This window comes from Streptomyces sp. H39-C1, from assembly GCF_027158125.1.
In the GTDB taxonomy this organism is placed as follows: Bacteria; Actinomycetota; Actinomycetes; order Streptomycetales; family Streptomycetaceae; genus Actinacidiphila; species Actinacidiphila fildesensis.
Genome location: NZ_JAPVLS010000111.1, coordinates 1 through 26,786, shown reverse-complemented (window position 1 = coordinate 26,786; position 26,786 = coordinate 1). Strand labels below are relative to the sequence as shown.

Sequence of the window (26,786 nt, the reverse complement as noted above, 5' to 3'; positions counted from 1 at the left end):
ACCGCGCCGCTGCGCCCGGACAACCCGGCGTACGTCATCTACACCTCGGGATCGACCGGCCGGCCCAAGGGCGACGTCGTCACGCACCGCCCGCTGGCCGCCTACCTCGACTACGCCCGCGCCACCTACCCCAGCGCGGCGGGCCGGGCCCTGCTGCACTCCTCCGTGGCCTTCGACATGACCGTCACGACCCTGTACGCGCCGCTGATCTCCGGCGGCCGCGTCCAGGTCGGCCCGCTGGAGGAGGTGCGCGAGCGGCCCACGTTCCTGAAGGTCACCCCGTCGCACATGGCGCTCCTCGCGACGCTGCCGCCGGAGTCCGCGCCCACCGGGGAACTGGTGGTGGGTGGTGAACTGCTGCTCTCCGAGACCGTCGAGACGTTCCGCAAGGACAACCCGGGCGTCACCGTCGTCAACGAGTACGGCCCGACCGAGGCCACCGTCGGCTGCTGCGTGCACATCCTGGCGCCGGACGACGAGCTGCAGCCCGGCGCGGTGTCCATCGGACGCCCCACCCACGCCAGTGAACTCCACGTCCTGGACGGGTCCCTGCGGCCCGTCCCGGCGGGGAGGACCGGCGAGCTGTACATCGCGGGCGGCCAGCTGGCCCGCGGCTACCTCAACCGGCCGGGACTGACCGCGGAACGCTTCGTCGCCGACCCGTTCGGCGCCCCCGGATCGCGGATGTACCGGACCGGCGACCGGGTGCGCCGCTCGGCCGACGGCACCCTGGACTTTCTCGGCCGGTTCGACGGCCAGGTCAAGATCCGCGGCTTCCGCATCGAACTGGGCGAGATCGAGTCCGCGCTGCTGCGCCGGCTGGAGGTCGGCCAGGCCGCGGTGACGGTCCATCAGGAGGGCGCAGGCAGCGCCCACCTGATCGCCTACGTGGTGCCGTCGTCCAAGGGCGGCATCGACGTCGGCCGGCTGTCCGCGTACGCCGCCGAGACACTGCCCGAATACATGGTCCCCAGCGTGATCCTCACCCTGGACGCCCTCCCGCTGAACGCCAACGGCAAGCTGGAGGCCGGCTCCCTGCCGGTACCCCGCTTCGCCTCCCTGACCGCGTTCCGCGCCCCGTGGACCAAGGTCCAGACGCTGCTGTGCGAGCTGTTCGCCCAGTACTCCGGGGCGGCCAGGGTCGGCGTCGACGACGACTTCTTCGCGCTCGGCGGCACCAGCCTCGGAGCCGCCCAGGTGGCCAACAAGGCCCGCAGGAGCGGCGTCCGCTTCAGCCTCCAGGACGTGGTCGACCACCGCACCGCGCTGCGGCTGGCCGCGGCCGTCTCCGAGGACTCCGACGGCGCGGCTCCGGTCCCCTCGCTCTCCACCACGTAGGTCCCCGTACCACCACACAGGTCCCGTACCACCACACAGGTCCCGTACGTCCCTCCTGCCCTTCGGTCTTCAACCAGTAGAGGATGAACACGATGTCGCTCTTGCAACTCGCGGGCATGGGGTGGATCTCCCGCTCGCTCAGCGTCGCCGCCCGGCTCGGTATCGCCGACCACCTCGCGGACGGTCCCAAGTCGCCCGCGGAGCTCGCGCAGCTCACCGACTCCGACCCGGACGGGGTGCTGTACCTGCTGCGGGTGCTCGGCATCGTCGGCGTCTTCAAGGAGAACGAGGACGGCACGTTCGAGCACACCGAGACGTCGCAGCCGCTGCGCGACGACCACCCGCAGTCGATGCGCTACTGGTGCGTACTCGGCGGCGAGATGTACTACGACGTCTGGCGCGACCTGCTGACGACCGTCAAGACCGGCAAGCCGGCCTCCCAGTCCGAGTACGGCGGCTCCATCTACGCCTACATGGACCAGGACACCGACGCCGGCGAGATCTACGACAAGGCCATGGCGGACATCACCCGCCCGGCCGCCGCCGAGCTCGCCCGTGACTTCGACTTCTCGTGGATCCGCAAGGTCGTCGACATCGGCGGCGGCACCGGCCACCTGCTCAAGGGCATCCTGGGCGCGCACCCCGACGTCGAGGGCGTCGTCGCCGACCGCGCCGACGTCGCCGAGCGCGGCACCAAGGAACTCGCCGCCACCGGCGACGAGGACCTCATCCGCCGGCTGACGTTCGTCGAGTCGGACTTCTTCGCGGAGGTTCCGGCGGGCGGCGACGCGTACTTCCTCAAGAACGTGCTCCACAACTGGAGCCCGGACAGCAGCGTCAAGATCCTGGAGACCGTGCGCAAGGCCATGGTCCGCACCGTCGAGGACTCCGAGGGCCTGGCGGCCGAGCCGGTGCTCTTCGTGATCGAGCCGCTGCTCGGCCACGACAACGCGTCCGCGATCCGCTCGCTCTTCCAGATGGTCGTCTGCGAGGAGGGCACCCGTATCCGCTCCGAGCCGGACATGCGCAAGCAGGCGGAAGGCGCCGGCTTCGAAATCCGCTCGATCAAGCACCTGTCCACGGAGCACAGCGTGGTCGAAATGATCCTGGCCCGGGACTGACGGGACAGAAAGGAAGCATTCGTATGTGGGACGCCCAGTTCGAAGAAATCGTCAGGCCCCATCTCTCATTCCTGCCCGAGGACGCCGAATTCACCCCCGAGCTCGATCTTCGGGAATTCGGCCTCGACTCCCTCGGCATCGTCGACCTGCTGATCGCGCTGGAGAACGCGTACGACGTCAAGTTCACCGACGACGCGCTCGCCATGGAGACGTTCGAGACGCCGGGCGCGTTGTGGGGAACGCTGTCGGGTCTCCTGGTCCCCGTCGGCTGACGGTCGGCCGACCGGTTGGTTGACCGGCCGGTTGGCCGGCGAAGAGGGCTTGGAACAGTACATCGGGGGCACGGCATCCTTGGCGGGATGCCGTGCCCTGCGGCGTTTGCGGCGGCCCCTCTGTCCACCCCTGCCCACCCCTGACCGCCATCGCCGGATAGGGGTGGGCAGGGGTGGTTGGTCCGGAAGGGCCGAAATAGCGTGACCGGAACGAATGGCTGTTCCAGTTCTTCCTCATGAGGTGGACCACGTGTCGAAAGAGTCGAATGAAGAAAAGCTCCTCGACTACCTCAAGCGGGCTACGGCCGAGCTGAGGGAGACTCGTCGGCGCCTCCGTGAAGAGGAGGACAAGCAGCGCGAACCGATTGCCATCATCGGAATGTCCTGCCGGTTCCCCGGCGGTGTACGCAATCCCGAGGAACTGTGGGACCTGCTCGCCGCCGGCGGCGACGCGATATCGGACTTCCCGTCGGACCGCGGCTGGGACGTCGAGGGCATCTACGACCCCGACCCGGACACCGAGGCCACCGGCAAGACGTACTCCCGCGAAGGCGGCTTCGTCCACGACGCCACCGAGTTCGACGCCGAGTTCTTCGGCATCAGCCCGCGCGAGGCCCTGGCGACCGACCCCCAGCAGCGGCTGCTGCTGGAGGCGTCCTGGGAAGCGTTCGAACGCGCCGGCATCGACCCCGCGACCATGCGCGGCAGCTCCACCGGCGTCTTCGCGGGCATCATGTACCACGAGTACGGCACCGACCGCACGGTCGTGCCCGAAGGCGTCGAAGGCTTCCTCGGCACCGGCACCGCGGGCAGCGTCCTGTCCGGCCGTGTCTCGTACACCCTGGGCCTCGAAGGCCCGGCCGTGACCGTGGACACCGCCTGCTCCTCCTCCCTCGTCACCGTTCACCTGGCCGCCTCCGCGCTGCGCCAGGGCGAATGCTCGCTGGCCCTCGCGGGCGGTGTGACGGTCATGGCGACCCCTGACACCTTTGTCGACTTCAGCCAGCAGCGCGGCCTCGCCGCGGACGGCCGGTGCAAGCCGTTCGCCGACGCGGCCGACGGCACGGGCTGGGGCGAAGGGGTCGGCGTCCTGGTCCTGGAGCGACTGTCCGACGCGCGCCGCAACGGTCACCGTGTGCTGGCCGTCGTGAAGGGGAGCGCGGTCAACCAGGACGGCGCCAGCAGCCAGCTCACCGCCCCCAACGGGCCCTCGCAGCAGCGCGTCATCCGGCAGGCCCTGGCCGGCGCCCGGCTCTCGGCCGAGGACATCGACGCCGTCGAGGCGCACGGAACCGGCACCCGGCTCGGCGACCCCATCGAGGCGCAGGCGCTCCTCGCGACGTACGGACAGGAGCGGGCGGACGGCCGTCCGCTGTGGCTCGGTTCGGTCAAGTCCAACCTCGGCCACACGCAGGCCGCCGCGGGCGTCGCCGGCATCATCAAGATGGTGCTCGCCCTCGGGCACGAGGAACTGCCCCGCACCCTGCACGTGGACGCCCCGAGCTCGCACGTGGACTGGACGGCGGGCTCCGTCGAGCTGCTGACCGAGGCCCGGCCGTGGCCGGCGGGGGAGCGGACCCGCCGTGCGGGTGTCTCGTCCTTCGGCATCAGCGGGACGAACGCGCACGTGATCGTGGAGGAGGCTCCGGCCGAGGCCGCTGTTGAAGACGTCGTGGCGCCCGTGGTCCCGGCGCTGCCGGTGGTGCCGTGGATGCTGTCGGGCAAGTCGCCCGAGGCGCTGCGGGCGCAGGCGGCACGCCTGCGGGAGTTCGTGCTGGCCGACGCGGGTCTCGACCCGGCGGCGGTCGGTTCGGCACTCGCGACGACCCGCGCGGTGTTCGCGCACCGGGGCGGCGTCGTGGCCGCCGACCGTGATGGTCTGCTGGCCGGACTGGCGGTACTCGCCGAGGGCGGGAGCGCCCCCGGCGCGGTGCAGGGCCTGGCCGGCTCCGGCCGGACGGCGTTCCTCTTCACGGGGCAGGGCAGTCAGCGGGCGGGGATGGGGCGTCAGCTGTACGCCGCGTTCCCGGTGTTCGCGGAGGCGCTGGACGCGGTGTGTGCGGCGCTCGATGCGCACCTTGAACTGCCGCTCAAGGACGTTCTGTTTGCCGGGGCGGACGGCCGGCTGAACGAGACGGGCTTTACGCAGCCGGCTCTGTTCGCGCTGGAGGTCGCACTGTTCCGGCTGCTGGAGTCCTTCGGGGTCCGGCCGCAGGTGCTGGCGGGTCACTCCATCGGCGAGCTGGCCGCCGCACACGTCGCAGGGGTCTGGTCGCTGGAGGACGCGGCGCTGCTCGTTGCGGCTCGTGGCCGTCTGATGCAGCAACTTCCCGCCGGTGGTGCGATGGCGGCGATCCAGGCCACCGAGGCCGAAGTCCTGCCGCAGCTCACCGACAGGGTGGGGATCGCGGCCGTCAACGGGCCCACCTCCATCGTGGTCTCCGGTGATGAAGACGCCGTGGCCGCCGTGATCGCGCACTTCGACGGCATCGGACGGAAGACCAAGCGCCTCACCGTCAGCCACGCCTTCCACTCCGTCCACATGGAGCCGATGCTCGAGGAGTTCCGTGCCGTTGCGGCCGGGCTCACGTACAACGCGCCCTCGATCCCGATCGTCTCGACGCTGACGGGCAAGGCCGCCACCGACCAGGAGCTGACCGACCCGGCGTACTGGGTCCGGCACGTCCGCGAGGCCGTGCGCTTCGCCGATGCCGTCACCACGCTCCAGGACCAGGGCGTCAGCACCTTCCTGGAGCTCGGCCCGGACGCGGTCCTGACCGCCATGGGCGCCGACAGCGCCACGGAGAACACGACCCTCGTCCCGGCACTGCGCCGCGACCACGACGAAGCGCAGATCTTCGTCACCTCCCTCGCGACCCTCCACACCCGGGGCGTCCCCGTCGCCTGGCCGGCCTTCTTCGGCACCGGTCGCGCGCTCGTCGACCTCCCCACCTACGCCTTCCGGTCGAGCCGTTACTGGCTGGACACCCCGGCGGCCTCGGCCGCCGGTGACATGGCCGCCGTCGGCCTCGTGGACGCGGGGCACCCGTTGCTCGGCGCGGCCGTCGTGCTGCCGGAGTCGGACGGGCTGCTGTTCACGGGCCGGCTGTCGCTCGGCTCCCACCCGTGGCTGGCGGAGCACGTGGTCGCGGGCACGGTCGTCGTGCCGGGGGCGGCGCTCGTCGAGATCGCCGTGCGCGCGGGCGACGGGACCGGCTGCGGTGTGCTGGACGAACTCACGCTGCACGCACCGCTGGTGGTGCCCGGCACCAGGACCGTTCAGCTGCGGGTCCAGATCGGTGAGCCCGGTCGGGACGGACGGCGGACGGTGGTGGTGTTCTCGCGTATCGAGGACGCCTCCGAGAGCGCCTGGACGCGGCACGCCGACGGTCTGCTCGCGCCCCATGACACCGCAGCCGCAGCCGGTTTCGACCTGGCGCAGTGGCCGCCGACCGGGGCCGAGGCCGTAGCGGTCGACGGGCTGTACGCGGCGATGGCCGCGAGCGGCCTGGAGTACGGGACGACGTTCCAGGGAGTGCGGGCCGCCTGGCGGCACGGCGAGGAGATCTTCGCCGAGGTCGCCCTGCCGGAAGGGGTCGAGGCCGCGGGCTTCGGCATCCACCCCGCGCTGCTGGACGCCGCCCTGCACGGAATCGCGCTCGCGCAGCCGGACGGCGGCGCGGCCGAGCTGCCGTTCGCCTGGTCCGACGTCGCTCTGCACGCGGCGGGCGCGACCGCCCTGCGGGTGCGGATCACCCCCGCGGCCTCCGGCTACACCCTGCGGCTGGCCGACCCCCAGGGCGCTCCCGTGGCCACGGTGGGTTCGCTGGCACTGCGCCCGGTCGCCACCGGTGAGCTGCAGAGCGCGCACGACCGTGAGCTGTACGAGATCCGGTGGAGCCCGCTGCCGCAGCAGGCGTCGCACGAGGACGCGGGTGCGGCAGCGGCAGCGGCAGCGGAGATCCTGAACGTCCCTGCGGGGGTCGACCCCGCCGAGGCGGTCACCGGAGTCCTGGCGCGGCTGCAGGAGTGGCTGGCCGACGAGGAGGCGTCCGACGCACGCCTCGTCGTCCGCACCCGGGGCGCGGTCGCTGCCCTTCCCGGCGAGGACATCACGGACCTCGCGCAGGCCGCCGTCCACGGCCTCGTCAGGGCCGCACAGACGGAGCACCCGGGCCGCATCGTCCTCCTCGACACGGAGGCGGACACGGACACGGACACGGACACGGACGACATCCCGGACGCTGTCACGGTCTCGGGGGAGCCGGAACTGGCGCTCCGGGAGGGCCAGTTGTTCGTGCCGCGCCTGGCGCGCACCGTTCCCGCCACCGGCGGAGTGACGTGGCGTGCCGACGGCACCGTACTGATCACCGGTGGAACCGGCGGCCTGGGCGCGCTCACCGCGCGCCACCTGGTCGCCGAGCACGGAGTCCGCAACCTGGTGCTGACCAGCCGCCGCGGCCTCCAGGCCCCCGGCGCCACCGAGTTGGTGGCCGAGCTGGAGACGGCCGGTGCTTCGGTGAGCGTCGCCGCCTGCGACGTCTCCGACCGTTCCGCGCTGGCCCAGCTGCTCGCCGAGGAGTCGATCACCGCGATCGTGCACGCGGCGGGCGTGGTCGACGACGGCATGATCACCTCGCTCACCGCCGACCGGGTGGCCGCCGTCCTGGCCCCCAAGGCGGACGCGGCCCGGCACCTCCACGAGCTGACGGCCGACGCCGACCTCGACGCGTTCATCCTGTTCTCGTCCGCCGCCGGCACGTTCGACGGTTCAGGGCAGGGCGGTTACGCCGCCGCGAACGCCTACCTCGACGCGCTGGCGGTCCACCGCCGGAGCCAGGGACTGGCCGGGCTCTCGCTCGCCTGGGGCCTGTGGGACCCGGCGGTCGGCGGCATGGGCGCCGAGCTGACCACGGCGGACGTGGAGCGGATGGAACGCTCCGGCGTCCTCGCGATCGGCCGGCAGCAGGGACTGGCCCTGCTCGACGCCGCGCTCGCCGACAACCACGCCCACCTGCTCCCCGTCGCCTTCGGCAGGAGCGCCCTGGAGCAGCGGGCCCGGCTCAACACCCTCCCCGCCGTCCTGCGCGGTCTGACGCGTCCGGCCCCCACCGCCCGCAAGGCGGCGGCATCGGCCGCCACGGACGCCGCCGGGCTGGCGGAGCGCCTCGGCGCACTGACCGGAGTGGAACGGCGCCGGCTGCTCCTCGACCTCGTCCGGCGCCACGTGGCCGCCGTGCTCGGTTACGACGGCGTGCAGAAGGTCGCCGGCGACAAGCCGTTCAAGGAGTTCGGCTTCGACTCGCTCACGGCGGTGGAGTTCCGCAACCGCCTCGGCGCCGAAGCCGAGGTGCGGCTGCCCGCGACGCTCGTCTTCGACTACCCGACGCCGCTCGCCGTGGCCGAGTTCCTGCTGGTGGAGCTGCTGGGCGAGGAGGCCGCGAGCGCGGCCGACGTGACGGCCGCGGTGGTCCCGGCGGCGGGATCCGTGCTCGACGAGCCGATCGCGATCGTCGGGATGGCCTGCCGGTTCCCCGGCGGGGTCTCCTCGCCCGAGGAGCTGTGGGCACTGCTGGCGAGCGGTGGCGACGGGGTGTCGTCGTTCCCGGTCGACCGTGGCTGGGACGTCGAAGGCATCTACGACCCCGACCCGGACGCGGTCGGCAAGACGTACTCGCGCCACGGCGGATTCCTGGACCGGGCGGCCGACTTCGACCCCGGCTTCTTCGGGATCAGCCCCCGCGAGGCACTCGCGATGGACCCGCAGCACCGGCTGTTGCTGGAGTCGTCGTGGGAGGCGTTCGAGCGCGCGGGCATCGACCCGGCGACCGTACGCGGCAGCTCCACCGGCGTCTTCGCCGGCGTGATGTACCACGACTACACCTCGGTGCTGGAGCAGTCTGCCCACCGCAACACCGAGGGCTTCATGGGCGTCGGCGGCAGCATCGCCTCCGGCCGTGTCTCGTACACCCTGGGCCTCGAAGGCCCGGCCGTGACCGTGGACACCGCCTGCTCGTCCTCGCTCGTCGCCGTCCACCTGGCCGGCCAGGCGCTGCGCTCGGGCGAGTGCTCGCTCGCCCTCGCGGGCGGCGTGACGGTCATGGCGACCCCGGACACCTTCGTCGACTTCAGCCGCCAGCGGGGCCTCGCCCCCGACGGCTACTGCAAGCCGTTCGCCGAGGCCGCCGACGGCACCGGCTGGGGTGAGGGCGTCGGCATGCTGCTCCTGGAGCGGCTCTCCGACGCGCAGCGCAACGGCCACCGGGTGCTGGCGGTCGTGCGCAGTAGCGCGATCAACCAGGACGGCGCGAGCAACGGACTCACGGCCCCCAACGGCCCGTCCCAGCAGCGCGTCATCCGGCAGGCCCTCGCCGCCGGTTCGCTCACGACCAGTGACGTCGACGCCGTCGAGGCGCACGGCACGGGCACCCGCCTGGGCGACCCGATCGAGGCGCAGGCGCTGCTGGCGACGTACGGGCAGGAGCGGGCGGACGGTCAGCCGCTGTGGCTGGGTTCGGTGAAGTCGAACCTCGGTCACACGCAGGCTGCCGCCGGTGTCGCGGGCATCATCAAGATGGTGCTGGCGATGCGGCACCAGGAGTTGCCGCGCACGCTGGGCGTCGACGCTCCCAGCTCGCATGTGGACTGGTCGGCGGGGTCTGTTGAGTTGTTGACGGAGGCGCGGCCGTGGCCGGTGCGGGAGCGTCCGCGTCGTGCGGGTGTGTCGTCGTTCGGGATCAGTGGGACGAACGCGCATGTGATCGTGGAAGAGGCTCCGGCCGAGGTCGTGACGGATGCGGTTGCTTCGGTTGAGCTGCCGGTGGTGCCGTGGGTGCTGTCGGGCAAGACGCCGGAGGCGTTGAAGGCTCAGGCGGCCCGGTTGCGGGAGTTCGTGCTGGCCGATGCGGGTCTGGATCCGGTGTCGGTGGGTTCGGCGCTGGCGACCACGCGTGCGGGCTTCGCGCAACGTGCGGGTGTGGTGGCGGCGGACCGTGAAGGCCTGCTGAACGCTCTGGACGCGGTCGTTGACGGTGAGGCCAAGACGACTGTGGCCGGCGCCGGCGATCTGGCGTTCCTCTTCACGGGGCAGGGCAGCCAGCGGGCGGGGATGGGGCGTGAGCTCTACGCGGCCTTCCCGGTGTTCGCGGAGGCGCTGGACGCGGTGGGTGCCGCACTCGACGCGCACCTTGAACTGCCGCTGAAGGATGTTCTCTTCGCCGACGATGACCGGTTGGACGAGACGGGCTTCACGCAGCCTGCTCTGTTCGCGCTGGAAGTGGCGTTGTTCCGGTTGTTGGAGTCCTTCGGGATCCGGCCTCAGGTGCTGGCCGGTCACTCCATTGGTGAGCTGGCCGCCGCGCATGTCGCGGGGGTGTGGTCGCTGGAGGATGCGGCGCTGCTGGTTGCGGCTCGTGGCCGGTTGATGCAGCAGCTTCCCTCCGGCGGTGCGATGGCAGCGATCCAGGCCACGGAGGCCGAAGTCCTGCCCACGCTCACGGAGAAGGTGGGGATCGCGGCCGTCAACGGCCCGACATCCATCGTCGTCTCCGGTGACGAGGACGCTGTCGCCGGGGTCATCGCGCACTTCGACGCTCTGGGACGGAAGACCAAGAGGCTGACCGTCAGCCACGCCTTTCACTCCCTGCACATGGAGCCGATGCTCGAGGAGTTCGGCACTATCGCGGCCGGGCTCACGTACAACGCGCCCTCGATCCCGATCGTCTCGACGCTGACCGGACAGCCCGCCACCACCGAAGAACTCACCGACCCCGCCTACTGGGTCCGGCACGTGCGCGAGGCCGTGCGCTTCGCCGACGCCGTCACCACCCTTGAGGGCCAGGGCGTCACCACATTTCTGGAACTGGGCCCCGACGCCGTTCTGACGGTGATGGGCGCGGACAGCGTCACGGATGCGGCCGGTACCGCACTGATCGCGTCGCTGCGTCGGGAGCAGGACGAGGCCGAGACCTTCGTGTCGTCCGTCGCCGCACTGCACACGCGTGGCGTCGAGGTCGACTGGCGGGCCTTCTTCGGCACCGGCGCGACCACCCCGCTGCTCGACCTGCCCACCTACGCCTTCCAACACCAGCACTACTGGCCGGAGCGGGCCGCCGTCACGGCGGGAGACGTCCGGGCGGCCGGCCTCGCGGATGCGGAACACCCCCTGCTGGGAGCGGCCATCGCTCTTCCCGACTCCGACGGGGTGCTCTTCACCGGGCGGCTGTCGCTGTCGTCGCACCCGTGGCTGGCGGAGCACGCGGTCTCCGGCACCGTGGTCGTGCCCGGTGCGGCGCTCGTCGAGATCGCCGTGCGGGCGGGCGACGAGACGGGCTGCGGAGCGCTGGAGGAGCTGATGCTCCAGGCACCGTTGGTGCTCGACGGACAGGGCGCCGTACAGCTGCGGGTCACGGTCGGCGAGGCCGACGCGCGTGGCCGGCGGACGGTGAGCGTGTTCTCGCGCGCCGAGGAGACGACGGACGACCGGCAGTGGGTCCGGAACGCCGAGGGCGTGCTGAGCGCCGACGTTCCGGAGCCCGGGTTCGACTTGGCGCAGTGGCCGCCCGCCGGCAGCGAGCCGGTCGCGGTGGAGAGCCTCTACGCCGATCTGGCCGGGCTGGGACTGGAGTACGGGCCGCTCTTCCAGGGTCTGCAGGCCGCCTGGCGCCTCGGTGAGAACGTCTACACCGAGGTCGTCCTGCCGGAAGGCACCGAAGGAGCCGAGGCCGACGCCTTCGCTCTCCACCCCGCCCTGCTGGACGCCGCTCTGCACGGCATCGCCCTGCGGGAGACGGACAACGGCGCGGCCGAGCTGCCGTTCGCCTGGTCCGACGTGGCGGTGTACGCGACCGGTGCGACCGCGCTGCGGGTGCGGATCGCCCCCGCGGACTCGGGCTACGCGCTGCAGCTCGCCGACGACCAGGGCGTACCGGTGGCGACGGTCGGCGCCCTCGCGCTGCGGCCGATCGCGGCCGATGACTTCGCCACCCCGGAGCGCCTCGCCCACGACTCGCTCTTCCACCTGGACTGGATCGCGCTCCCCGCGCCGGCGGCCTCGGCCGACGGAACGGGCGACGCGACGGTGTACCGGTGCCCGGCCGGAGCGACGGCGAACGAGACGCTCGACGCCGTACTCGCCTTCACCCAGGACTGGTTGACCGCCGATGCGGACCGCCGTTTGGTGGTGGTGACGCGGGGTGCGGTGGCTGTTCTGCCGGGTGAGGATGTTGCGGAGCTGGGTCAGGCGGCGGTGTGGGGTCTGATCCGTTCCGCGCAGTCCGAGCACCCTGACCGCATTGTCCTGTTGGACTCGGACACTGACGAGATCCCGGAGGGTGTGCTGGTCTCGGGTGAGCCTGAGCTGGCGCTTCGTGGCGGGGAGATCCTCGTCCCGCGCCTGGCCCGCATTGCTCCGGCCGCTGAGGTCGCCCCGGCGGTGTGGCGTACGGATGGCACGGTGCTGATCACCGGTGGTACCGGTGGCCTGGGCGCCCTGCTGGCCCGCCACCTGGTCACCGCGTACGGGATCCGTGACCTGCTGCTGACCAGCCGCCGCGGCCCCGACGCCCCCGGCGCCACCGAACTCACCACAGAACTGACCGCGTTGGGTGCGACGGTGAAGATCGCCGCGTGCGACGTCTCGGACCGGGACGCGCTCGCAGCGCTCCTGGACGGCGTCACCCTGACCGCCGTGATCCACACCGCCGGTGTGCTGCGTGACGCCACGTTCGCCGCGCTCACCCCGCAGCACCTGACGGAGGTCCTGGCACCCAAGGCGGACGCCGCCCGCCACCTGCACGAACTGACCGCGCACCTCACTCTCGACGCGTTCGTGCTGTTCTCCTCCGCTGCCGCCACGTTCGACGGCACCGGACAGGGCAACTACGCCGCAGCCAACGCCTACCTCGACGCCCTCGCCACCCACCGCCGCACCCAAGGACTCCCCGCCACCTCCCTCGGCTGGGGCCTATGGGCACCCGAAACCGGCGGAATGGGCGCAGGGCTGTCCTCGACGGATCTGGAGCGGATGGCCCGTGCGGGCGTGCTCGCGCTCGACGCGACGGAGGGCCTGGCGCTCTTCGACGCGGCGCAGCGCAGCGAGCACGCGCACCTGGTGCCGATCCGGCTCGACCTCAGGGCCCTGGCCGCCGCTCCCGGCGAGGTGCCGGCGATCCTGCGCGGACTCGTCAAGGCTCCCGCCCGCCGGGCCGTTCAGGCGGGCGCCGGTGCGGGCACCGGGCCCGTGTCGCTGGAGGAGCGCCTGACGGCGCTGGCTCCGGCCGCGCGGCACGAGCTGCTGCTCGGGCTCGTGCGTGGGCAGATCGCGACCGTGCTGGGCTTCGGCGGGCCGGAGGACGTCGCGGCCGACAGCCTGTTCAGCGAGCTGGGCGTCGACTCCCTCACCGGAGTCGAGTTCCGCAACCAGCTGGGCGCGGAGGCCGGGGTGCGGCTGCCCGCGACGCTCGTCTTCGACTACCCGACGCCGACCGCCGTGGCCGAGTTCCTGCTGGTGGAGCTGCTGGGCGAGGACGCGGCAGGGGAAGCGGCGGCCGGCTCGACCGAGTTGGTGACCGGTTCCGGCTCGATGGCCGACGAACCGATCGCGATCGTCGGCATGGCGTGCCGGTTCCCCGGCGGGGTCTCCTCGCCCGAGGAGCTGTGGACGCTGCTCGCCGCCGGTGGCGACGCCGTGACGCCGTTCCCGGACGACCGGGGCTGGGACGTGGCCGGTCTGTACGACCCGGACCCGGACGCGATCGGCAAGACGTACTCCCGGCACGGCGGATTCCTGGAACAGGCCGCGGACTTCGACCCGGCGTTCTTCGGCATCAGCCCGCGTGAGGCCCTGGCCACCGACCCCCAGCACCGGCTCCTGTTGGAGTCCGCCTGGGAGGCGTTCGAGCGCGCGGGCATCGACCCGGCGACGGTACGCGGCAGCTCCACCGGGGTGTTCGCCGGCGTCATGTACAACGACTACGGCATCCGGCTCAACAGCTATCCCGCCGACCTGGAGGGCTATCTCGGGACCGGCAGCTCCGGCAGCGTCGCCTCGGGTCGCGTCGCGTACGCCTTCGGGCTGGAGGGCCCGGCCGTCACGGTCGACACCGCCTGCTCGTCGTCCCTGGTCACGGTGCACCTGGCCGGTCAGGCCCTGCGCTCCGGCGAGTGCTCGCTGGCGCTCGCGGGTGGTGTGACGGTCATGGCCACCCCGGAGACCTTCGTCGGCTTCAGCCGGCAGCGGGGCCTCGCCCCCGACGGCCGCTGCAAGCCGTTCGCGGAGGCCGCCGACGGTACGGGCTGGGGCGAGGGCGTCGGCATGCTGCTCCTGGAGCGGCTGTCCGACGCGCGGCGCAACGGCCACCGCGTGCTGGCCCTGGTCCGGGGCAGCGCCGTCAACCAGGACGGCGCGAGCAACGGACTGACGGCCCCCAACGGCCCGTCCCAGCAGCGCGTCATCCGCCAGGCCCTGGCCGGCGCCAACCTCTCGGCCGACCAGGTCGACGCGGTGGAGGCGCACGGAACGGGCACGACCCTCGGCGACCCGATCGAGGCACAGGCGCTCATCGCCACCTACGGACAGGAGCGGGAGGCCGGCCGGCCACTGTGGCTGGGTTCGGTGAAGTCGAACCTCGGGCACACGCAGGCTGCCGCCGGTGTCGCGGGCATCATCAAGATGGTGCTGGCGATGCGGCACGAGGAGCTGCCGCGCACACTGGGCGTCGATGCTCCCAGTTCGCACGTGGACTGGTCGGCGGGTTCCGTCGAGCTGTTGACGGAGGCGCAGCCGTGGCCGGTGCGGGAGCGTCCGCGCCGTGCGGGTGTCTCCTCCTTCGGCATCAGCGGGACGAACGCCCACGTGATCGTGGAGGAGGCCCCCGCAGAGGTCGTGACAGAGGTTGTCACTTCGGCCGAGCTGCCGGTGGTGCCATGGGTGCTGTCCGGCAAGACGCCGGACGCCGTCCAGGCCCAGGCCGCCCGCCTGCACGAACTCGTCCTGGCCGATGCCGGCCTGGACCCGGCGGCGGTCGGATCCGCACTGACGACGACCCGTGCGGTGTTCGCGCACCGGGGTGGCCTCGTGGCCGCCGACCGCGACGGGCTGCTGTCCGCGCTGTCGGCCCTCGCGGAAGGACGGAACGCACCAGGCGTGGTGCGCGGCTTCGCAGGACCGAACCGGACGGCGTTCCTGTTCACGGGACAGGGCAGTCAGCGGGCGGGGATGGGGCGTGAGCTGTACGCGGCGTTCCCGGTGTTCGCGGAGGCGCTGGACGCGGTGTGTGCGGCGCTCGATGCGCACCTTGAACGGCCGCTGAAGGATGTTCTCTTCGCGGAGGCGGACAGCCGGTTGAACGAGACGGCCTTTACGCAGCCGGCTCTCTTCGCCCTGGAGGTCGCACTCTTCCGGCTGCTGGAGTCCTTCGGGGTCCGGCCGCAGGTTCTCGCGGGTCACTCCATCGGCGAGCTCGCGGCAGCCCATGTGGCAGGGGTCTGGTCGCTGGAGGATGCGGCGCTGTTGGTCGCGGCTCGTGGCCGGCTGATGCAACAACTTCCCACCGGTGGTGCGATGGCGGCGATCCAGGCCACCGAGGCCGAAGTCCTGCCGACACTCACCGAGAAGGTGGGGATCGCGGCCGTCAACGGCCCGACATCCGTCGTCGTCTCCGGTGACGAAGACGCTGTGGCAGCCGTGATCGCGCACTTCGATGGCATCGGACGGAAGACCAAGCGCCTCACCGTCAGCCATGCCTTCCACTCCCTCCACATGGAGCCGATGCTCGAAGAGTTCGGCACCATCGCCGCAGGGCTCACCTACACCGCACCGTCCATCCCCATCGTCTCCACCCTCACCGCCCAGGCCGCCACCACCGAGGAGCTGACCGACCCCGCCTACTGGGTCCGCCACGTCCGCGAAGCCGTCCGCTTCGCCGATGCCGTCACCACCCTCCAGGACCAGGGCGTCAGCACCTTCCTGGAGCTCGGCCCGGACGCCGTTCTCACCGCGATGGCCGCCGAATCCGCCACCGACACCACCACCCTCATCCCCGCCCTCCGCCGCGACCACGACGAAGCCCAGCTGTTCACCGAGGCGCTGGTGCGGCTGCACACCCGGGGCGTCACGGTCGACTGGCCGGCCCTCTTCGGCACCGGTCGCACCCCCGTCGATCTCCCCACCTACGCCTTCCAGCACCAGCACTACTGGCTCGCCGACACCGTCGCACCCAGTGGGAAAGCCTCGGGCTTCGGCCAGAGCGAGACCACGCACCCGCTCCTCAGCGCGGCGATAGCGCTGCCGGACTCGGAAGGAATGCTGTTCACCGGGCGGCTCGCGCTCCACACCCACCCGTGGCTCGTGGATCACGCCGTCAACGGCACGATCATCGTCCCCGGTGCCGCGCTCGCCGACCTCGTCATCCACACCGGCGACCACACGGACACCAGCACGTTGGAGGAGCTGACGCTCTACGCGCCCCTCGTCGTCCTTCCCACTTCGGCGACCCAACTGCGGGTCAGAACACATGCGGACGACGGTTCCGGCCGACGGCGGGTGAGCGTGTTCTCGCGCGTCGAGGGCTCGGACGAGGAGCAGTGGGTGCAGCACGCGGAAGGCGTGCTCTCCTCGACGGCCACGGATGCGGGCTTCGATCTGGTGCAGTGGCCGCCGGCCGGGGCCGATGCCGTGGCGGTCGAAAGCCTTTACGACGAACTGGCCCTGCTGGGCCTGGAGTACGGGCCGCTCTTCCAGGGGCTGGAGGCCGCCTGGAAGCGCGGGGACGAGGTCTTCACGGAGGTCTCGCTGGCCGAGGGCGCCGAGACGAGCGGGTTCGGGCTCCACCCGGCACTGCTCGACTCGGCACTGCACGGCATCGGTCTCGGCGGGTTCTTCGAGGACGACGGGCGCGCCCAACTTCCCTTCTCCTGGAACGATGTGGCCCTCTTCGCCACCGGTGCCACGGCGCTGCGCGTCCGGATCGCCCCAGCGGACCGGCCGGGCGATGTGACGCTGCAACTGGCGGACGCCGCCGGTTCACCGGTCGCGTCGGTCGGTTCGCTGACGCTGCGGCCGCTCGCCGAGCAGGTGCCGGTCACGCGGCACGGCGACGCGCTGTTCGGGCTGGACTGGGTGCAGGTCGCGGACCCGGCCGGTGCCGGTGCGTCCACCGAGGTGATCCCCGAGGAGGGTCTGCTGCGCGCGCCGTCCGGGATCGGAGCAGCCGAGACACTCTCCACTGTCCTGGCCGGACTGCAGCAGTGGCTGGCCGACGAGGCCAACGTCGACTCCGACGCCAGGCTCGTCGTCGTCACCCGGGGCGCGGTCGCCGCGCTTCCGGGGGAGGACGTCACCGACCTCGCACAGGCCGCCGTTCAGGGTCTCGTCAGGGCGGCACAGGCCGAGAACCCGGATCGTCTGGTTCTCGTCGACACCGACGTCGAGGAGATACCGGCCACCGCCCTCACCTCCTCCGGCGAATCGGAACTGGCACTGCGCGCCGGGGCCTTTCTGGCCCCCCGCCTGGTGCGTACGGCGCCGTCCGCCGAGGTGACCCCTTGGCGTACGGACGGCACCGTCCTGATCACCGGCGGCACGAGCGGTCTGGGCGCGCTCACCGCCCGCCACCTGGTCGCCGAACACGGCGTCCGCGACCTCCTGCTCACCAGCAGGCGCGGACAGAACGCCCCCGGCGCAGCCGAACTCGCGGCCGAACTCACCCAAGCCGGCGCCACCGTCACCATCGCCGCCTGCGACGTCTCCGACCGGGACGCCCTCGCGGAACTGCTGCACGAGGTCCCGTTGACCGCCGTGATCCACGCGGCCGGCATCGTGGACGACGGTGTCCTCGGGTCGCTCACTCCCGAGCGGCTGGCCGCCGTACTCGCCCCGAAGGCCGAGGCGGCGCGCCACCTGCACGAGCTGACGGCCGGGACGGACCTGGACGCGTTCGTCCTGTTCTCGTCGGCGGCCGGGGTACTGGGCGGCGCGGGGCAGGGCGCTTACGCCGCCGCCAACGCCTATCTCGACGCGCTGGCCACCCACCGCCGGGCCAACGGTCTTCCCGCGGTCTCCCTCGCCTGGGGTCTGTGGGCGCCGGAAGCCGGCGGGATGGGTTCGCAGCTCACCGGGGCCGAGGTGGAACGGATGGCCCGTGGGGGCGTCCTGGCCCTGGGCGAGGAGCAGGGCCTGGCCCTGCTGGATGCCTCGCTGGTCTCGGACCGGGCGGTGCTGGTCCCCGCGGGGCTCGATGTGCCCGCGCTGGTGCGCTCCGCGGGCGGCGAGGCACCGGGTCTCTTCCGCGGCCTGGTCCGCGGCAAGGTCCGGCGCACGGCCGCCGCGGGGGACTCCGGCGCCGGGGCGTCCGGTCTGGCCCAGCGGCTGGCGGCGCTGCCGTCCGACGAGCGCCTCCCGGTGGTCGTCGAGCTGGTCCGCAGCCAGGTCGTCGCGGTTCTCGGCTTCACCGCGGCACAGGAGGTGGAGCTGGGCAAGCCGTTCAAGGAGTTCGGCTTCGACTCGCTCACCGCGGTGGAGTTCCGCAACCAGCTGAGCGCGGCGGCCGGAGTGCGGCTCCCGGCGACGCTCGTCTTCGACTATCCGACCCCGCGGGAGCTGGCCGACTTCCTGCTCGGCGAAGCGGCCCCCGACACCACCACGGATCCGGGGACCGCCGCGTACGAGGAGACCGTCCGCGCCTCGCTGCTCGCCATCCCACTGGCCCGGCTCCGGGAGACCGGACTGCTGGACACACTGCTGCACCTCGCGGGCCTCCAGATGGAGGACGACGGCCCGACGGCCGAGGACGCGAGCGAATCGATCGACGATATGGATGCCGAGAGCCTCATCTCGAAGGCGCTCGAAGGGTCCGACTTCTGATGACGCGAATGGGTGAGGTTCAGGTGTCTGCAACGTCTGCATCGAACGAGAGAATCGTTGAGGCTCTGCGCGCGTCGCTGAAGGAGACGGAGCGACTGCGCGAGCAGAACCGCCAGCTCTCCGGCGCGGGCCACGAGCCGATCGCGATTGTGGGGATGGCCTGCCGGTATCCGGGCGGGGTCACGTCGCCCGAGGAGCTGTGGGCGCTGCTCGCGGCGGGCGGCGACGGGGTGTCGTCGTTCCCCCTGGACCGTGGCTGGGACGTCGAGGGGATCTACGACCCCGACCCGGACGCGGTCGGCAAGACGTACTCCCGGCATGGCGGTTTCCTGGACCGTGCCGCGGACTTCGACCCCGGCTTCTTCGGGATCAGCCCGCGTGAAGCGGTGGCCATGGACCCGCAGCACCGGCTGCTGCTGGAGTCGTCGTGGGAGGCGTTCGAGCGCGCGGGCATCGACCCGGCCTCGGTGCGCGGCAGCGCGACCGGTGTTTTCGCGGGGGTCATGTACGGCGACTACAGCGATGTCCTCGAACACGCCGCCGATGACGTCGAAGGCTTCCTGGGCGTCGGCGGCAGCCTCGCCTCCGGGCGGGTCTCGTACGCCTTCGGGCTGGAGGGCCCGGCCGTCACCGTCGACACCGCTTGCTCGTCGTCCCTGGTCACCGTGCACCTGGCGGCTCAGGCGCTGCGCACCGGCGAGTGCTCGCTCGCGCTCGCCGGCGGCGTCACCGTCATGGCCACCCCCGACACCTTTGTCGACTTCAGCCGCCAGCGCGGCCTCGCCCCCGACGGCCGCTGCAAGCCCTTCGCCGAGGCCGCGGACGGCACCGGCTGGGGCGAGGGCGTCGGCATGCTGCTCCTGGAGAAGCTCAGCGACGCCAAGCGCAACGGCCACCGCGTACTCGCGCTCGTGCGCGGCAGCGCCGTCAACCAGGACGGCGCGAGCAACGGACTCACGGCCCCCAACGGCCCCTCGCAGCAGCGCGTCATCCGGCAGGCCCTGGCCGGCGCCCGGCTCTCGGCCGACCAGGTCGACGCCGTCGAGGCGCACGGCACCGGCACCAAGCTCGGCGACCCGATCGAGGCCCAGGCGCTGCTGGCGACGTACGGGCAGGACCGCCCGGAGGGCCGGCCGCTGTGGCTGGGTTCGGTGAAGTCGAACCTCGGTCACACGCAGGCCGCCGCCGGTGTTGCTGGCATCATCAAGATGGTGCTGGCGATGCGGCACGAGGAACTGCCGCGCACGCTGGGCGTTGACGCTCCCAGTTCGCATGTCGACTGGAGTGCCGGTGACGTCGAGCTGCTGACGGAGGCGCAGCCGTGGCCGGCCGGGGAGCGGACTCGCCGCGCGGGCATCTCTTCCTTCGGCATCAGCGGAACGAACGCCCACGTCATCGTGGAAGAAGCCCCCGCAGAGGCGCAGGCCGAGGAAGCCGCTCCCGTCGCCGAGCTGCCGGTGGTGCCGTGGACGCTGTCCGGCAAGACGCCGGAGGCCGTCCAGGCCCAGGCCGCCCGCCTGCGGGATCACCTGCTCGCCGACGCCGAGCACGGATTCGACCCGGCCGCTGTCGGATACTCCCTGGCCACGACCCGTGCGGTGTTCTCCCACCGGGCGGGCGTCGTCGCCGCCGACCGCGACGGTCTGATCGCCGGACTGACGGCGCTGGCCGAGGGCGGCAATGCCCCCGGCCTCGTACAGGGCTCCGCTCACGGAGGCCGCACGGCGTTCCTCTTCACCGGGCAGGGCAGCCAGCGGGCCGGTATGGGACGCGAGCTCTACGCCGCCTTCCCGGTGTTCGCGGAGGCGCTGGACGCGGTGTGTGCGGCGCTCGACGCGCACCTTGAACTGCCGCTCAAGGACGTTCTGTTTGCCGAGGCGGACAGCCGGCTGAACGAGACGGGCTTTACGCAGCCGGCTCTGTTCGCGCTGGAGGTCGCGCTCTTCCGGCTGCTGGAGTCCTTCGGGGTCCGGCCGCAGGTGCTGGCGGGTCACTCCATTGGTGAGCTGGCCGCCGCGTATGTGGCAGGGGTGTGGTCGCTGGAGGACGCGGCGCTGCTCGTTGCGGCTCGTGGCCGTCTGATGCAGCAACTTCCCGCCGGTGGTGCGATGGCGGCGATCCAGGCCACCGAGGCCGAGGTCCTGCCGCAGCTCACCGAGAGGGTGGGGATCGCGGCCGTCAACGGGCCCACCTCCATCGTCGTCTCGGGTGACGAAGACGCCGTGGCCGCCGTGATCGCGCACTTCGATGGCATCGGACGGAAGACCAAGCGCCTCACCGTCAGCCACGCCTTCCACTCCCTCCACATGGAGCCGATGCTCGCCGAATTCGGCACCATCGCAGCAGGGCTCACCTACACCGCACCGTCCATCCCGATCGTCTCGACGCTCACCGGCCAGGCCGCCACCACCGAAGAACTCACCGACCCCGCCTACTGGGTCCGCCACGTCCGCGAAGCCGTCCGCTTCGCCGACGCCGTCACCACCCTCCAGGACCAAGGCGTCACCAAGTTCCTGGAGCTCGGCCCCGACGCCGTTCTCACCGCGATGGCCATCGAATCCGCCACCGACACCACCACCCTCATCCCCGCCCTCCGCCGCGACCACAACGAAGCCCAGCTCCTCACCGAGGCACTCGTCCGCCTCCATGCCCACGGCGGCACCGTCTCCTGGCCGGCCTTCTTCGGCGCCGGGCACACTCCCGTCGACCTCCCCACCTACGCCTTCGAGCACCGGCAGTACTGGCCGCGCACGGTGGCGTCGACCGGTGACGCGACCGGGCTGGGGCTGCGTTCCGGCGGTCACCCGTTCCTCAGCGGTGCGATCACGCTGCCGGACACGGACAGCGTGCTGTTCACCGGGCGGCTCTCGCTCAACACCCACCCCTGGCTGGCCGATCACGCCGTCTCCGGCACGGTCATCGTCCCGGGAGCCGCTCTCGTCGAGATCGCCGTGCGGGCGGGCGACGAGGTCGGGTGCGGCACCGTCGAGGAGCTGACGCTCCAGGCGCCGCTGGTGCTGGGCGAGCAGGGTGCCGTTCAGCTGCGCGTGCAGGCGGGGGAGGCCGACGCGGGCGGGCTGCGGCCCGTCACGGTCTTCTCGCGGCCCGAGGACGCGCCCGACGACGCTCCCTGGACCTGCCACGCCGACGGCCTGCTGACGGCGTCGGTGCTGGCTCCCGACCCGGAGTTCGACTTCGCGCAGTGGCCGCCGGCCGGCGCGAGCGCGATCGACACCGGTCACCTCTACGACGACCTGGCGGCGTCGGGCCTGGAGTACGGCCCGCTCTTCCAGGGTCTGCGGGCCGCCTGGCGGCACGGGGACGACGTCTTCGCCGAGGTGTCGCTGCCCGAGGACGCCGGCGTGGACACCGAGGCGTTCGGACTGCACCCGGCGCTGCTGGACGCGACGCTGCACGCGATCAGCCTCGGCGACTTCGTCGAGGACGGCAGCGCGCCGCAGCTCCCCTTCGCCTGGTCGGACGTCGCCCTGTACGCGGCCGGTGCGAGTGTGCTGCGGATCAGGGTGTCGCCCGCGGCCTCCGGCAGCGGTGTGGCAATCCAGCTGGCCGACGCCGCCGGAGCACCGGTCGCGTCCGTGGGCTCGCTCGTGCTGCGCGCCCTCGCGGTGGATCAGCTGACGGCGACCGCCGGCGGCTCCGCCCACCACGAGTCGCTGTTCCGGATCGACTGGACTCCGCTCCAGGTCGCCGACGAGGCCAGCCCCGGCGGCAGTTGGACGCTGATCGGCGCCGACACGTTCGGCCTGGCCGACGCGCTCACCGCGGCGGGGGAGACCCTGACGGAAGCGACGGCCGAGGCCGAACTGACCCTCGCGCAGTTCACCACCGCCGGTTCCGCTTCCATCAGCACCACCGTGCACCGTGCTCTGGCGCTGCTCCAGGAGTGGCTGGACGCCGATCAGCTGCCCGGCGCGCGGCTGGTGCTCGTCACCAGCGGTGCTCTGGCCGCCGCTCCCGGCGACGCCGTCGCCGACCCCGGTGCGGCCGCGGTGTGGGGCCTGGCGCGGTCCGCACAGTCCGAGTACCCGGACCGGATCGTGCTCGTGGACCTCGACGGCACTCCGGCGTCGGCCGCGGCCCTGGTCCCGGCGATTGCCGCCGCGATCGCCGCGGACGAGCCCCAGCTGGCGCTGCGCGGCGGGCAGGCGCACACCGCGCGCCTGCTCCGCAGCTCGCCGGCCGACACTCTGACGACTCCTCCGGCCCATCCCGACACGGCCCCCTGGCGGCTGGACTTCACCGCCAGCGGGACCCTCGACAGCATCTACGTCGCCGACTTCCCCGAGGCGGCCGAGCCGCTCGCCGAAGGCCAGATCCGGGTCGCGATCCGCGCCGCGGGCCTGAACTTCCGCGATGTGATGAACGTGCTCGGCATGTACCCGGGCGACGCGGGCCGGCTCGGTCTCGAGGCGGCCGGTGTGGTCGTGGAGACCGGCCCCGGCGTCAGCGGGTTCGCGCCCGGCGACCGCGTGATGGGTCTGTTCTCGGGTGCGTTCGGGCCGCTCGCGGTCGTCGACCACCGGCTCGTCGCGCCGATGCCGATCGGCTGGACCTTCGCCGAGGCGGCCGCCGCACCGGTGGTCTACCTGACGGCGTACTACGCGCTCAACGATCTGGCCGGGCTGAAGTCCGGCGAGAGGATCCTCATCCACGCCGCCGCCGGCGGTGTCGGTATCGCCGCGGTGCAGCTCGCCCGCCACCTGGGCGCCGAGGTGTACGGCACGGCCGGCACCGGCAAGTGGGGGACGCTGCGCGGCCTCGGTCTGACCGACGACCGGATCGCGTCCTCCCGCACCCTGGACTTCGAGCCGAGCTTCCTCGGCGCGACCGGCGGCCGCGGCATGGACGTCGTCCTGGACTCCCTCGCCCGCGAGTTCGTGGACGCGTCGCTGCGGCTGCTGCCGCGTGGCGGGCGGTTCGTCGAGATGGGCAAGACGGACATCCGGGACGCGGACACGGTCGCCGCCGACCACCCGGGCGTCGCGTACCAGGCGTTCGACGTCATGGACGCGGGTCCCGAGCGGATCCAGGAGATGTACGCCGCTCTCCTGGAACTCTTCAACAGCGGCGCGCTGCTCCCTCTGCCCGTCACCGCCTGGGACGTACGGCAGGCGCCCGAGGCGTTCCGCCACATCGGGCAGGCCCGCCACACCGGCAAGCTGGTCCTGACGGTGCCCGCGCCGCTCGCCCCCGAGGGCACGGTGCTGATCACCGGCGCCACCGGCGCGCTCGGCGGGCTGCTGGCCCGCCACCTGGTCACCGAGTACGGCGTACGCCACCTGCTGCTCACCAGTCGGCGCGGTCTCAAGGCGCCCGGGGCCACCGAACTCTCCGCTGAACTCCAAGAGTTGGGCGCGAGCGTCACGTTCGCCGCCTGCGACGCCGCGGACCGTGAGGCGCTGGCCGCCACGCTCGCCGCGATACCGGCGGCGCACCCCCTGACGGCCGTGCTGCACGCGGCGGGCCTGCTCGACGACGGCATCCTCGCGTCGCTGACCCCCGAGCGCGTCGACCGGGTCTTCGGCCCGAAGGCCGACGCCGCCCGTCACCTGCACGAGCTGACCCGCGGCCTGGACCTTGCCGCGTTCGTGCTGTTCTCCTCGGCGGCCGGCACGTTCGGCAACCCCGGCCAGGGCAACTACGCGGCCGCCAACGCCTACCTGGACGCGCTCGCCGCGCACCGGCGCGGCGCGGGCCTGCCCGCGCTGTCGCTGGGCTGGGGCGCCTGGGCATCCGAGGGCGGCGGCATGGCCGACGTCCTGGAGGCGGCCGACCGCGAGCGGCTGGCGCGCTCCGGGGCGGCGGCGCTCAGCAGCGCCGAGGGACTGGCGCTGTACGACACGGCCGTCGGCCTCGCCGCCCACGCCCTCGTCCCGATGCACCTGGAACTGCCGGCGACCGCGGCGCCCGACGAAGTGCCGCCGCTGCTGCGGGCGTTGGTGCGGGCTCCGGCCCGCCGTACCGCCCGTGCCGCCACCGCCGGGGCCGCGCTGGAGCTCGGTCCGCGGCTGGCCGCGATGACCCTCGCCGAGCAGGAGGAGTTCCTGCTCGACCTGGTGCGCAGCAACGTCGCGGCCGTTCTCGGCCACTCCGGCGCCGAGGCCATCGACCCGTCCCGGGCGTTCAAGGACCTCGGGTTCGACTCGCTGACCGGTGTGGAGTTCCGCAACCGGCTCGGTTCCGCGGCCGGTCTGCGGCTGCCCGCCACCCTCGTCTTCGACTACCCGGCGCCGGACGTGCTGGCCACGTTCCTGCGCACCGAGCTCGTCGGCGAGCTGGCGGCGAGCGGTGCGGGACCGGTGGCGAGCACGACGGTCTCCGGTGACGAGCCCATCGCGATCGTCGGCATGGGCTGCCGGTTCCCCGGCGGGGTGCGCTCCCCGGAGGACCTGTGGCAGCTGCTCGCCACCCGCACCGACGCGATGGCCGGGCTGCCCGACGACCGCGGCTGGGACATCGAGTCGCTCTACGACCCCACGGGCGAACGCCCCGGCACCACGTACACCGACCAGGGCGCGTTCCTGTACGACGCCACCGACTTCGACGCCCCCTTCTTCGGCATCAGCCCGCGTGAGGCCCTCGCCATGGACCCGCAGCAGCGGCTGCTGCTGGAGACCTCGTGGGAGGCGCTGGAGCGGGCCGGGATCGACCCGGCCACGCTGCGCGGCAGCTCGACCGGTGTCTTCGCCGGTGTGATCTACCACGACTACGGCACCCGGCTCGGCGAACTGCCCGAGGGCGTCGACGGCTTCCTCGGGACCGGGACGTCCGCCGGGGTGCTGTCGGGGCGTGTCTCGTACGTGCTCGGTCTGGAGGGGCCGGCGATCACCGTCGACACGGCCTGCTCCTCGTCCCTGGTCGCCCTGCACCTGGCGATCCAGGCCCTGCAGCGCGGCGAGTGCACGCTGGCGCTGGCCGGCGGTGTCACCGTCATGGCCACCCCGGACACGTTCGTCGACTTCAGCCGCCAGCGGGGACTGGCCGCCGACGGCCGCTGCAAGGCGTTCGCGTCCACGGCGGACGGCACCGGCTGGGCCGAGGGCGTCGGCATGATCCTCGTCGAGCGGCTCTCCGACGCGCAGCGCAACGGGCACGAGATCCTCGCCGTGGTCCGCGCCAGCGCCCTGAACCAGGACGGCGCCAGCAACGGGCTCACCGCACCCAACGGCCCCTCCCAGCAGCGGGTCATCCGGCAGGCGCTGGCGAGCGCGGGACTGGCCGCCGCCGACATCGACGCGGTCGAGGCGCACGGCACCGGCACCCGGCTCGGCGACCCGATCGAGGCGCAGGCGCTCATCGCGACCTACGGCCAGGACCGGCCCGCCGACCAGCCGCTGTGGCTCGGCTCCGTCAAGTCCAACCTCGGGCACACCCAGGCCGCCGCGGGTATCGCGGGCGTCATCAAGATGGTCACCGCGCTCGGTCACGAGGAACTGCCGGCGACGCTGCACGTCGGCGAGCCCAGCCCGCACATCGACTGGTCCGCGGGGAACGTGGAGCTGCTCACCGAGGCGCGGCCGTGGCCGCGCGGCGGGTCCGGCGCCCGCCGGGCGGGCGTCTCCGCCTTCGGGTTCAGCGGCACCAACGCGCACGTCATCCTGGAGGAGGCGCCGGCGGTCGAGCCGGCCGCCGCCATCGAGGAGCCGGACGCCCTCGCGCCGTTCACCGCCACCGACACCGCGCCCGTGCCGTGGCTGCTCACCGGCCGCAGCGAGATCGCGCTGCGCGCCCAGGCCCGCAAGCTGCACGCCCACCTGGCGGGCACGCCCGAGCTCGGTGCCACCGCGCTCGGCAGCATCGGGCACGCGCTGGCCACCACCCGCACGCCCTTCGAGCACCGCGCGGTGCTCGTGGGCGCGGACGGTCCGACGCTGATCCAGACCCTCAAGGACATCGCCGACGGCGTTCCCGCCGCCGGGGTCGAGGAGGGCCTCGCGGGCGCCCCCGGCAAGACGGTCTTCGTCTTCCCCGGCCAGGGCTCGCAGTGGATCGGCATGGCCGCCGAACTCCTGGAGACCTCCCCGGTGTTCAAGGCCCGCCTGGAGGCCTGCGCGGCCGCTGCCGACGAGTTCACCGACTGGTCGCTGCTGGACGTGCTGCGCGGTGTCGAGGGCGCCGCGTCCCTGGAGCGCGTCGACGTGGTCCAGCCCGCCCTGTGGGCGGTCATGGTCT

The 26,786-nt window shown here is 72.6% G+C and carries 5 protein-coding genes; all 5 read left to right on the top strand.

The window, feature by feature from the left end; all coding sequences use genetic code 11:
• Nucleotides 1–1,338, top strand: a 1,338-nt coding sequence (locus O3W51_RS41710) for a non-ribosomal peptide synthetase (RefSeq protein ID WP_269288972.1), incomplete at its 5' end; no start/stop codon positions are given.
• Between the two features lie 92 nt (nucleotides 1,339–1,430).
• Complete coding sequence (locus O3W51_RS41705) at nucleotides 1,431–2,459, top strand: methyltransferase (protein ID WP_187145012.1); 1,029 nt, start codon at nucleotides 1,431–1,433, stop codon at nucleotides 2,457–2,459.
• A gap of 23 nt (nucleotides 2,460–2,482) precedes the next feature.
• The gene (locus O3W51_RS41700; protein ID WP_138350835.1) at nucleotides 2,483–2,731 is read left to right on the top strand and encodes a phosphopantetheine-binding protein; all 249 of its coding nucleotides are present in this window, start codon (nucleotides 2,483–2,485) and stop codon (nucleotides 2,729–2,731) included.
• A 250-nt stretch (nucleotides 2,732–2,981) separates the two neighbouring features.
• Nucleotides 2,982–18,593 (top strand): type I polyketide synthase, encoded by a 15,612-nt coding sequence (locus tag O3W51_RS41695; RefSeq protein WP_269288970.1) that lies wholly within the window; start codon nucleotides 2,982–2,984, stop codon nucleotides 18,591–18,593.
• Nucleotides 18,594–18,616: 23 nt separating this feature from the next.
• The coding region (locus O3W51_RS41690) for a type I polyketide synthase (protein ID WP_269288967.1) at nucleotides 18,617–26,786 on the top strand (8,170 nt) is incomplete at its 3' end.